This window comes from Pseudomonas sp. 2995-1, from assembly GCF_002742505.1.
GTDB lineage: Bacteria > Pseudomonadota > Gammaproteobacteria > Pseudomonadales > Pseudomonadaceae > Aquipseudomonas > Aquipseudomonas sivasensis.
Genome location: NZ_LJSA01000319.1, coordinates 143,051 through 153,922, shown reverse-complemented (window position 1 = coordinate 153,922; position 10,872 = coordinate 143,051). Strand labels below are relative to the sequence as shown.

Sequence of the window (10,872 nt, the reverse complement as noted above, 5' to 3'; positions counted from 1 at the left end):
CCAATGCGCCTGTTCCGCATTTTGAGCTTGTTGTTGGTGGTACTGGCGCCTTCGGCATTTGCCGACAGCCCTTACCAGGTAGAAATGATCCTGGTGCGCCAAAACGCGGAGCCGGTGATCAACAGCCGCGCCGCGCCGGAAAACTGGGATGCCGGGGCTGTGCGCCTGGGCGACAAGATGAGCCCGCCGCGCCTGAACAATATCGTCGACAAGCTCAGGGCCGATAACAGTTACACCGTGTTGGCGCACAAGGCATGGGAACAGAACCTCGGTGAACAGCCGGTCAAAATCGCGATCACCGACGGCGAAGAGCAGTTCGGTCAGTTCCCTATCGAGGGCACGCTGAACCTGCAACTGGGGCGCTTTACCGATATCGATGCGCAATTCTGGATCAACCAGTTCGACAGCAAGGGAAGCGTGATTGCCAGCGAGCACCTGAACCAGACCGACGTGCGCACCAAGAACAACCAACTCAATTATCTGGACGGCGGCCATCTGGCACTGCTGATCAAGATCACTTCGCTGACCGCCAAGCCACCCAGCGCACCACCGCCCGACATTCAGGACTGATCCAGCGCCATGCCCCTGACATCGTCGCTGACCAAACCCCTGGCCCCTTCGTGGGCCAATCGCTTCAAAGAGCAGAGCCTGGAGCGCGGGCGACGTTACGCGCTGGAGAACCGGGTGCGCATCGTCGAATCCGGTGACAGCACCATCATCGCCAGTTGCGAAGGCTCGGGCGGCAACGTTTACCGACAAACCATCTCGCTGCGCGAATCGGCCAAGGGCTCGCTGATTCTGGTAGACAGCCGCTGCACCTGCCCGGTGCACACCAATTGCAAACACATCGCTGCAGTCTTGCTCAAGGTCCAGGAAACCCTGGCGTATCCGGCAGCCGCCCAGGACGCCGAATTGCTGGAAAAACTCCAGGCCGTACTGGATAACCGTGTGGTGTTGCCGCAGGTGGTGATGGAGGACGTGCTGCCGGTCCCGCGCCTGTGGCTGGCGAGTGTCGAGTTCAGTGCGTTCGAACCGCGCAATGGCAAGATGCAGCGCTATATCCAGCACCGTGCCGCGCTCTCGTTCAATTACTTGGGCAACTATGTCAGCGGGCAAAAGAACGCCGACATCATCGTGCGCCAGGAAACCCAGAGCCTGCGCATCAAGCGCCATCCGGAGCTGGAACAACCCTTTCGTGAACGACTGCGCCTGCTGGGTTTCAAGATCGCCACCCGCCAGAGCAAGGCACTGCCGGAAAGCGCTGGCGAGCTCTTCGAAATGGTCAATGACAGCGCCTGGCTGAACTTCACCCTCAACGTCTCACCCACCCTGCGCGCCGAAGGCTGGGAATTGCAGATCGATGAGGATTTCGGTTTCGACCTGAGCCCGGTGGACGACTGGTACGCCACTGTCGATGACGGGCCTGAGCGCGATTGGTTTGACCTGGAACTGGGCATCATCGTCAACGGAGAGCGGCTGAGCCTATTGCCGATCCTGCTGAATCTGATGCGCTCCCACACCGAGATCCTCAACCCGGAGAAACTCGCTCGGCGCCGCGATGACGAACTGATCCTGGTGAATATCCCCGGCCTGCCCAACGGCCACGGCCCACTGCAAGTGGCATTACCTTACGGCCGCCTGAAACCGGTTCTGGCAACGCTTGGCGAGTTTTACCTACAGGACCCTGGCACCACCACGCTGCGTTTGGCCAAGGCCGATGCAATTCGGTTGAACCCGCTGGAAGACCTGCCACTGCAATGGGAAGGCGGCGAGAAGATCCGCAACTTTGCCCAACGCCTGAGGGATATTAAGGACTTCACCTGTGCAGCGCCCGAGGGTTTGAACGCGACGCTGCGCCCGTATCAGTTGGAAGGCCTGAGCTGGATGCAGTCACTGCGCCAGTTGGACGTCGGCGGGATCCTTGCGGATGACATGGGCCTGGGTAAAACCCTGCAGACCCTGGCGCATCTGCTCAGCGAAAAGATCGCCGGACGCCTGGACCGGCCCTGCATGGTGGTGATGCCCACCAGCCTCATCCCTAACTGGCTCGACGAAGCCGCGCACTTCACACCGCAACTCAAGGTATTGGCGCTGTACGGCGCGGGACGCAAGAAACACTTCGCCAACCTGCAGGACTACGACCTCCTGCTCACTACCTACGCCCTGTTACCCAAGGATATCGACCACCTCGCCGCCCTGCCCTTGCACGTACTGATCCTGGATGAAGCCCAGTACATCAAGAATCCCTCCAGCAAGGCGGCCCAAGCGGCGCGCGAGCTGAATGCTCGGCAGCGCCTGTGCCTGAGCGGCACGCCCTTGGAAAATCATCTGGGCGAGCTGTGGTCACTGTTCCACTTCCTGCTGCCAGGCTGGTTGGGCGACGTAAAAAGCTTCAACCGTGATTACCGTGTGCCCATCGAAAAGCGCGCCAGTGAGGTGCGATTGCAGCACCTCAACGGCCGGATAAAACCCTTCCTGCTGCGCCGAACCAAGGAACAAGTGGCGACGGAGTTGCCACCCAAGACCGAAATCATCCACTGGGTCGACCTCAACGAGGCCCAGCGCGACGTGTACGAAACCATGCGCCTGGCCATGGATAAAAAGGTCCGCGACGAGATCACCCGCAAGGGCGTGGCGCGCAGCCAGATCATCATCCTTGAAGCGCTGCTCAAGCTGCGACAGGTCTGCTGCGATCTACGCTTGGTCAACGACGCCACTCTGCCTGCCCGCGGCAGCAGCTCGGGCAAGCTCGACAGCCTGCTGGAAATGCTCGACGAGTTGTTTGCCGAAGGTCGTCGGATCCTGCTGTTTTCCCAGTTCACCTCGATGCTGAGCCTGATCGAAGTCGAACTGAAAAAACGCGGCATTGCCTACGCGCTGCTCACCGGCCAGACCCGGGATCGGCGCACGCCGGTGAAGGATTTCCAGAGCGGCAAGTTGCAGATTTTCCTGATAAGCCTGAAGGCCGGTGGCGTGGGGCTTAACCTGACGGAAGCCGATACCGTGATCCACTACGATCCGTGGTGGAACCCGGCGACGGAAAACCAAGCCACTGACCGTGCGTATCGCATCGGGCAGGAGAAGCCGGTATTTGTCTATAAGCTGATTGCCCGAGGGACGGTGGAAGAGAAAATCCAGCACCTGCAGAAGGAAAAATCCGACCTGGCGGCGGGTGTGCTGGATGGACGAACCGCCGGGGATTGGCAGTTGGGCAATGAGGAAATTGAAGCGTTGTTTGCGCCGCTGCCTGATAAGCAAGAGAAGCGCTGACCGTTAGATTGTTTGGTAGGCAAGCCACACACCCGGAATGAACACCCTGTGAGAGCTGACTTGCCTGCGATGGCCTCGCCGCGATGTTCAGCCGATCAACTGAGCCTTTCGCAACGCAGTGAGCGCCGCCAACCAACGCGGATCCTGCTTGTAATCGGTCGAAGCAATCGCCTTACCACGCATGCGCGCAATTCGGGGCGATGGAGTGACTTTCATCCGCTGCGCCGCAGTGAGGGCAAGCTCCGCAGCAGCACGGTCATTGCACACCAGCCCCATGTCACAGCCGGCCGTCAATGCCGCTTCGATACGACTGGCCGCATCGCCGACCACATGGGCACCGGCCATGGACAGGTCATCACTGAAAATCACCCCGTCAAATTGCAGCTCGCCGCGCAGGATGTCCTGCAACCAACGGCGCGAGAAACCAGCAGGCTGGGCGTCGACTTGCGGGTAGATGACGTGAGCCGGCATCACCGCCGCCAATTGCTTGCTCAGACGTGCGAAAGGCACCAGATCATTGGCGCGAATCTGTTCCAGGCTACGTTCGTCATTGGGAATGGCGACGTGGGAATCAGCCTCTGCCCAACCATGTCCAGGGAAGTGTTTGCCGGTCGCAGCCATGCCAGCGCTGTTCATGCCACGAATAAAGGCACCTGCGAGCACCGCAGCACGCTCGGGGTCGCCCTCAAAGGAACGGGTGCCGACCACCGCGCTGCGTTGGTAGTCCAAGTCCAACACCGGGGCGAAGCTCAAATCCAGGCCGACAGCCAACACTTCGGTGGCCATTATCCAACCGCACTGCTCGGCCAGGTATTCAGCGTTGGGGTTGTCCGCCAGCGCACGCATAGCCGGCAGGCGCACGAAGCCTTGGCGCAAACGTTGTACACGACCGCCTTCCTGATCGACGGCCAGCAGCAAATCCGGGCGCACTGCGCGAATCGCCGCGCTCAGTTCACGCACTTGGCGCGGATGCTCGATATTGCGCGCAAAAATAATCAGGCCACCCACTTCAGGCTGACGCAACAGGTGGCGATCCTCGGCCGTCAGCCAGGTACCGGCAACGTCGACCATCAAAGAACCTTGCAGGGCAGCAGTCATAAACCTTCCTTAAATAACGCACACAACCCGGTGCACTTGCTTCGCGCGATACGCGCGGCAAGCACAACGGGTTGCGAGTAAATAGCTGAATTCGGCATGGCGGCTAGCTTAGCGGATGCAAGCAGCCGCGCACACCCGGCGCAGTCAAACCTTGGCAGGAACCGGCGCAGTTTTGCTGCGTGGACGCAACTGGGCAGCGGCCATGCCCGGATCGGTCACGCCGGTTTCGGCGCGCATGCCGGCGGCGAGGAACGGCACCATCAGGCGCATGACCTGTTCGATGGAGGTGTTGACGCCGAAATCGGTCTCGGCAATCGCACGCAGTGCCTTGATACCCGACATGCTGAACGCCGCCGCACCCAGCATGAAATGCACACGCCAGAACAGTTCGATAGGCGGGATACGCGGCGCCGCTTCGTTGACCAGCAACATATAGCGGCGGAACACCTTGCCGTACATGTCTTCCAGGTAACGCCGCAAGTGGCCCTGGCTTTGGCTGAAAGCCAGGCCCAACAGGCGCATGAAAATCGATAGATCGTTGCCACTGCGCGGTTGAACCACCAGGGCTTGCTCGACGAGGATCTCCAGCAGCTCTTCCAAGCTGGGCTTGTTGTCGGCCTTCGCCTGACGGCGCTCTAGCTCACGATCGAGACTTGCGCAAAACGGCCCCAGGAAGCGAGAGAACACCGCCTGGATCAGGGCTTTTTTCGAGCCGAAATGGTAGTTCACAGCGGCGAGGTTGACCCCTGCCTTGCTAGTGATCAGCCGCAATGAAGTTTCAGCAAATCCTTTTTCCGCGAACAATTGCTCGGCAGCATCGAGAATGCGTTCAACGGTTTCCGACTGGGCCATGACTACTCCGCCTGACAAACACTTGTTTGAAACATACGTTTCAGGGTGTGTCTTGTCAAGCCTGCGGGTTCGCTTTCCGGCCGGTCAGTCATCTATTTCATCGCTATTTAATCACATCCCTTCAGGTCTGTAGGCAGTGCCATACCTGCGTTATAGGAAGGATGGCGAATGACCGTCCAGCGGAGCCACAGAAAAGGATGATTGCCAAGTGCAGTTCACTGTATATAATCCCAGTCACTGTATAAAAAGACAGAGCGATCAACATGCTAAAACTGACGCCACGCCAAGCTGAGATTCTGGCTTTTATCAAGCGCTGCCTCGATGACAACGGCTACCCGCCGACACGAGCTGAGATTGCGCTGGAACTCGGGTTCAAGTCCCCCAACGCCGCCGAAGAACACCTCAAGGCACTCGCCCGCAAAGGTGCGATCGAGATGACCCCCGGTGCCTCGCGCGGTATTCGCATCCCTGGCTTCGAAGCCAAGGCCGACGAATCAACACTGCCGATCATTGGCCGCGTTGCCGCTGGTGCGCCGATCCTGGCACAACAGCACGTCGAGGAGTCCTGCAACATCAACCCGACTTTTTTCCATCCGCGTGCCGACTACCTGTTGCGGGTGCACGGCATGAGCATGAAAGACGTGGGCATCTTTGACGGCGACCTGCTAGCCGTCCACACCACCCGCGAAGCCCGTAATGGCCAGATCGTCGTCGCCCGCATCGGCGATGAAGTCACCGTAAAACGCTTCAAGCGCGAAGGCAGCAAGGTCTGGCTCCTGGCCGAGAACCCTGAGTTCGCCCCGATTGAAGTAAACCTGAAAGATCAGGACCTGGTGATCGAAGGCTTGAGCGTCGGCGTCATTCGCCGCTAAAGGAGGCATCATGCAGCTCGTACACACCCCACAACACACACAACTGTCGCTGTTCGAGGCCTTTATGGCTCAACCCCTTGCGCCCATCCTCAAGGAAACGGTAGAGGCGCCCTGGAGCGCTGAACCCGAGGCGTTCAGTGAACTGTCGTTGCGCGGTGCGGCCGGGAGCTGCCTGAGCCTATTGGCACCTATCCTGCGTGATCTGAGCGAAGATCAGGATGCACGCTGGTTGACCCTGATTGCCCCGCCCGCCAGCCTTACACAGGCCTGGCTGCGGGACGCCGGCCTCAATCGTGAGCGCATCCTGTTACTGCAACCGCGCGGCGCGCAAAGTGCCCAGCAGTTGACATGCGAAGCGTTGCGCCTGGGTCGTAGCCATACGGTGGTGAGCTGGTTGAATCCGCTGAATGCGTCGGCCAAGCAGCAATTGATCAGTGCCGCACGCACGGGTGATGCACAGAGTTTGAATATTAGATTGGGATAAAAAGCTGGGTTTGATGAGGGCGCGAAGAGGGCTGATTGTAGTGAGCATGCCCATTATGCTTAGCGAGCTTCTGTGGCGAGCGAGCTTGCCCCGCGCCGGGCTGCGAAGCGGCCCTGAATAGATTGATGCGGTATATCGGATGATCCACGGCGCCTGGTTTTAGGGCTGCTTCGCAACCCAGCGCGGGGCAAGCCCGCTCACCACAACAAGTACACTCATCAAAAAATCCGCTCGCAATAAGCAGCGCGCGGCACAGACTCAGTGAAGAACCCGCGACCCATCCTCTTTCTCCGGCTCGCCTTCCGCCAGGCGACCAGCCATCTGCACACCTACGCTCAACATGGCTTTAGCCACTTCCACGTGCTGGCCTTGCAGGAACGCTTTTGCGTCCTCTGAAAAGTCCAGAATAACCAGAGAACCCTCGTCCTCAGCCCGACGCAGCTCGATTCGGCCGTCAGGCAACTCAACAATTTCCAGAAAGGACGTCGGCATAAAAGTCTGTTCTCCACGAAAGGCCGGGATTATATCAGTCATCCACCCAGCCTCGCTGAGGATCTAGGGAGGTTTCTTTACAGCTTGATGAACGGTGCTTTCTAAACCTACTCGGGGTTTAGCACTCGTTCAGGCCCTCACGAAAGCGCAGCGCCATCTTCTTCAGCTCCTGACGCCAGCCCTCCAACTCTTCCCGGCTCAATGACTTAGGCTCGTCCTCCTCCAGCGCAACTGCCAAGATCAATGGCTGCCTCACGTCACCCTTAGGCACATGGGGAACACGCGGCGGCTGAAACATATCGGCATGGGCCTTGAGCAGGCGCGCCACCCAGCTGTCTGGGCTCTGGGCCATCTCTACCAGTTCCGCCAGCTCAGGAATCGCCATGGTCTCCAGCACTTCACGGCTCATGATCATTTCCGCACGGGGCGAACCGGCCTGGGGCAAGCGGTAGAACCCGGCGATTTCATGGCACAGGCCCAGCAAGGCGCCGTACAGGTGGAATAAGGCTGCTTCACGCCCCGCCTGAACCAGCGCGATAGCATTCATCTCCTTCCCTTCCTCGGCACGACCAAGGGCTTCCAGGGACAAACCCGCGAAGTAAATTTTCTGATTGGTACGGGTATAGAGTTCGTTGGCCATGACGGCAATCTCCACAACGAATGAGGCGCGATGCTGGCTTAACAGTGTCACGGATCAACCGAGCCCGCTGCAAGCGCAAAAAAAGGCCGCCCATACAGGCGGCCTTTGTCTATCGCAAATTAGTCGATCAAGCGCCTTGGCGCTTGTCTTCGACCTTCCACTTGCCGCCGTCGTAGAACGCTTTCCAGCCGGTAGGCTTGCCGTCTACTTCGGTCTGTACGTACTGCTCCTTGGTCTTGCGGCTATAGCGGATCACGGCTGGACGACCATCCGGGTCCTTCTTCGGCGCTTCACACAGGAAGTGGTACTTCGGATCGATCTCGTCCTTGTGCGGAACGATTTCCAGCACCAACGGCGCGCGGGTCTCGCGGTTTTTCGGGAACTGGCTTGCCGCCAGGAACAACCCCGAAGCGCCATCACGCAGGATGTAGGTATCGTTGACCTTCTCGCACTTGAGCTCCGGCATCTTCACCGGATCCATCTTCGGCGGCGCCGCATCACCGCTTTTCAGCAGTTTGCGAGTGTTCTTGCAGGTCGGATTGGTGCAACCGAAGAACTTGCCGAAACGACCGGTCTTGAGCTGCATCTCGCTGCCGCACTTATCGCATTCCAGGCTCGGCCCTTCGTAGCCCTTGATGCGGTAGGTGCCCTCTTCAATCTCGTAGCCGTTGCAATCCGGGTTGTTACCGCAGATGTGCAGCTTGTGCTTCTCGTCAAGCAGATAGGCGTCCATAGCCGTGCTGCAGATCGGGCAGCGGTGCTTGCCACGCAAGACCAGCGACTCGGACTCACCTTCGTCATCGGCGGCGATTTCATCACCCGGCACCAGATTGACCGTGGCCTTGCAGCGTTCTTTCGGCGGCAAGCTGTAGCCCGAGCAACCAAGGAACACGCCGGTGGATGCCGTACGAATCTGCATCGGGCGGCCGCACGTCTGACACGGGATATCGGTCATAACCGGCTGGTTGGCACGCATGCCGCTCTCAGGGCTCTCAGCTACTTCGAGTTTCTTCTTGAAGTCGCCGTAGAACTCGTCGAGTACATTTTTCCAGTCGCGCTCACCTTGGGCCACGTCATCGAGGTTCTCTTCCATGCCGGCGGTAAAGCCGTAATCCATCAGGTTGGAGAAGCTCTCGGACAGACGCTCTGTAACGATGTCGCCCATCTTTTCCGAATAGAACCGACGGTTGTGCAGCGCTACATAACCACGGTCCTGAATGGTGGAGATGATCGCCGCGTAGGTCGATGGACGACCGATACCGCGCTTTTCCATTTCCTTGACCAGGCTGGCTTCCGAGTAACGCGCCGGTGGCTTGGTGAAGTGTTGGGACGGGTCGAGCTTGATCAGCTTCAACGTATCGCCCTGGGCCATGTCCGGCAGTACATCGTCGTCACCAGGCTTGGCGATTTGCGGCATCACGCGGGTGTAGCCATCAAACTTGAGGATACGGCCCTTGGCACGTAGTTCGAAGTCGCCAGCACCCACGCTGACGGTTGTCGACAGATATTGCGCCGGCAGCATCTGGCAAGCCAGGAACTGGCGCCAGATCAGCTCGTAGAGGCGCTCAGCGTCGCGCTCCATGCCACTCAGCTTGCTTGGCTCGGTGTTGGCATCGGAAGGACGAATCGCTTCGTGAGCCTCCTGGGCGCCTTCTTTGCTGCTGTAGACGTTCGGCTTCTCCGGCAGGTACTTATTGCCGAACTCGCTTTCAATATAGGTACGCGCCATTGCCACCGCGTCTTGCGACAGGTTGGTGGAGTCAGTACGCATATAAGTGATGTAGCCGGCTTCGTACAGACGCTGGGCCATCATCATGGTTTTCTTCACGCCGAAGCCCAGGCGGTTGCTCGCGGCCTGTTGCAGGGTGGAGGTGATGAACGGTGCCGACGGTTTGCTGCTGGTCGGCTTGTCTTCGCGCTTGACGATGCTGTAGCTGGAGGCCTTGAGCTTTTCCAGCGCGGCCATGGCCTGAGCTTCGTTCAGCGGCTTGAAGGCTTCACCTTTCTCGCGGGCCACTTCAAAGCGCACGTTGTTGCCCTTGGCAGTGCCCAGGTCGGCGTGGACTTCCCAATACTCTTCAGGGTTGAACGCACGGATCTCACGCTCACGCTCTACCACCAGCTTGACCGCTACCGATTGCACACGACCGGCGGACAGGCCACGGGCGATCTTGGCCCATAGCAGCGGCGAGACCATGTAACCCACGACGCGGTCGAGGAACCGACGGGCCTGCTGCGCGTTGACACGGTCGATATCGAGCTCGCCCGGCTTGGAGAAGGCTTCCTGAATGGCTTTCTTGGTGATTTCGTTGAACACCACACGCTTGTAGCGGCTGTCGTCACCGCCAATGGCTTCCCGCAGGTGCCAGGCAATGGCTTCCCCTTCGCGGTCCAAGTCCGTCGCGAGATAGATGGTGTCGGCATCTTTGGCGAGCCGGCGCAGCTCTTCGATGACCTTTTCCTTGCCCGGAAGGATTTCGTACTTGGCCTTCCAGCCATGATCCGGGTCCACACCCATGCGCGAGACCAGCTGCTTGCGCGCTTTCTCTTTAGGCGTGAGCACCGGACCTTCGCCCGCAGCCGCCTTGCCGCGCTTGGCGGCAGGCTCCTTGCTGGCGCTAGCCGAACCGCTGGTGGGCAGGTCTCGGATATGGCCGATACTCGACTTCACCACGTACTCGTTACCCAAGTACTTGTTGATGGTCTTGGCCTTAGCCGGGGATTCCACAATGACCAGCGATTTGCCCATGGATCGGAAAATTCCTGAATTCGAGAAGTGAAAGGCGGTTGGCGCCTGACGCGGCAACGCTATATATAGTGGCAACAAGGTGAGGTCAAGCGCAGCATTCTGCGCCGCCTGCCGTTATTGCCCTGAAAAAAGACTGGGTTCGGCCTGGACCAAAGCAAAGCGCGGGACCTGCTCGCCGTCAACTTCGACGGTCTCCAGGAACATGCTCAAGGGACGCACCCAAAAGCCGTAATCGCCATACAGTGCTTGGTAGAACACCACTTCTTCTTCGGTCTCGGAATGCCGTGCCACGCTGAAAACGCGGTACTGCGGACCTTTATAATGTTGGTAGAGCCCTGGTTCGACTTTCATGCTCTGGCCCCCTTACAAAATTTGTTGAAAAAAAATATTAAAAATTCCAAAAAACAAAAACCGG

General features: G+C 59.0%; 10 protein-coding genes. 4 read left to right on the top strand and 6 right to left on the bottom strand.

Annotated elements, in window-relative coordinates; all coding sequences use genetic code 11:
- Nucleotides 1-3 precede the first annotated feature (3 nt).
- On the top strand, nucleotides 4-570 hold the full coding sequence (locus AOA61_RS06870; protein WP_032888806.1) for a CsiV family protein: 567 nt from the start codon (nucleotides 4-6) through the stop codon (nucleotides 568-570).
- A 9-nt stretch (nucleotides 571-579) separates the two neighbouring features.
- Nucleotides 580-3,270 carry a DEAD/DEAH box helicase gene (locus AOA61_RS06865; RefSeq protein ID WP_099601406.1) on the top strand — a complete coding sequence of 897 codons (2,691 nt, stop codon included), beginning with the start codon at nucleotides 580-582 and terminating at the stop codon, nucleotides 3,268-3,270.
- Nucleotides 3,271-3,357: 87 nt separating this feature from the next.
- On the opposite strand, the gene nagZ is transcribed toward AOA61_RS06865, so the two are convergent.
- Together nagZ and AOA61_RS06855 are read right to left on the bottom strand one after the other, a co-directional pair.
- Nucleotides 3,358-4,368, bottom strand: a complete 1,011-nt coding sequence (nagZ, locus tag AOA61_RS06860; protein WP_032888802.1) for a beta-N-acetylhexosaminidase — start codon at nucleotides 4,366-4,368, stop codon at nucleotides 3,358-3,360.
- A 144-nt stretch (nucleotides 4,369-4,512) separates the two neighbouring features.
- The gene (locus AOA61_RS06855; protein WP_032888800.1) at nucleotides 4,513-5,220 is read right to left on the bottom strand and encodes a TetR/AcrR family transcriptional regulator; all 708 of its coding nucleotides are present in this window, start codon (nucleotides 5,218-5,220) and stop codon (nucleotides 4,513-4,515) included.
- A gap of 263 nt (nucleotides 5,221-5,483) precedes the next feature.
- Between AOA61_RS06855 and lexA the strand changes: the two genes are divergently transcribed.
- Both lexA and sulA read left to right on the top strand, forming a co-directional pair.
- Nucleotides 5,484-6,092 carry a transcriptional repressor LexA gene (lexA, locus tag AOA61_RS06850; protein ID WP_003172575.1) on the top strand — a complete coding sequence of 203 codons (609 nt, stop codon included), beginning with the start codon at nucleotides 5,484-5,486 and terminating at the stop codon, nucleotides 6,090-6,092.
- 10 nt (nucleotides 6,093-6,102) lie between these two features.
- A complete protein-coding gene (gene sulA, locus AOA61_RS06845) occupies nucleotides 6,103-6,576 on the top strand; it encodes an SOS-induced cell division inhibitor SulA (RefSeq protein ID WP_099601405.1) in 474 nt (157 codons plus the stop codon).
- Between the two features lie 258 nt (nucleotides 6,577-6,834).
- Here the strand turns inward: sulA and AOA61_RS06840 are convergent, their stop codons facing one another.
- From AOA61_RS06840 to AOA61_RS06825, 4 genes are all read right to left on the bottom strand, one after another.
- The gene (locus tag AOA61_RS06840) at nucleotides 6,835-7,068 is read right to left on the bottom strand and encodes a hypothetical protein (protein WP_032889274.1); all 234 of its coding nucleotides are present in this window, start codon (nucleotides 7,066-7,068) and stop codon (nucleotides 6,835-6,837) included.
- A 118-nt stretch (nucleotides 7,069-7,186) separates the two neighbouring features.
- Entirely contained in the window at nucleotides 7,187-7,708 is a 522-nt protein-coding gene (locus AOA61_RS06835) for a DUF6586 family protein (protein ID WP_095184113.1), read from the bottom strand.
- 127 nt (nucleotides 7,709-7,835) lie between these two features.
- The gene (gene topA / locus AOA61_RS06830) at nucleotides 7,836-10,457 is read right to left on the bottom strand and encodes a type I DNA topoisomerase (RefSeq protein WP_032888794.1); all 2,622 of its coding nucleotides are present in this window, start codon (nucleotides 10,455-10,457) and stop codon (nucleotides 7,836-7,838) included.
- Nucleotides 10,458-10,571: 114 nt separating this feature from the next.
- The gene (locus AOA61_RS06825; protein ID WP_010212074.1) at nucleotides 10,572-10,808 is read right to left on the bottom strand and encodes a DUF1653 domain-containing protein; all 237 of its coding nucleotides are present in this window, start codon (nucleotides 10,806-10,808) and stop codon (nucleotides 10,572-10,574) included.
- Between the last annotated feature and the right edge of the window lie 64 nt (nucleotides 10,809-10,872).